This window comes from Haemophilus sp. UMB1048, from assembly GCF_030218125.1.
Classification (GTDB): Bacteria; Pseudomonadota; Gammaproteobacteria; order Enterobacterales; family Pasteurellaceae; genus Haemophilus_D.
The window spans coordinates 1-228 of sequence record NZ_JASOPB010000229.1; the positions used below are offsets into that span (position 1 = coordinate 1).

A 228-nucleotide genomic window follows, 5' to 3' on the forward strand; every position below is an offset into this window, starting at 1 on the left:
CCGATTATCGGCCGCTTCGCGCATAAACTGGATATGCGGCGGCTGGTAACCTTCAGCTTTATTATGTATGCCGTCTGCTTCTACTGGCGTGCCTATACCTTTGAACCAGGTATGGATTTTGGCGCGTCGGCCTGGCCACAGTTTATCCAGGGCTTCGCGGTGGCCTGCTTCTTTATGCCGCTGACCACCATTACGCTGTCTGGTCTGCCACCGGAACGATTGGCGGCG

The 228-nt window shown here is 56.1% G+C and carries 1 pseudogene; it reads left to right on the plus strand.

Going from position 1 to position 228, the window contains the following annotated elements:
- Nucleotides 1–228, plus strand: a pseudogene (locus tag QP437_RS10580) (MFS transporter); the annotation flags it as partial.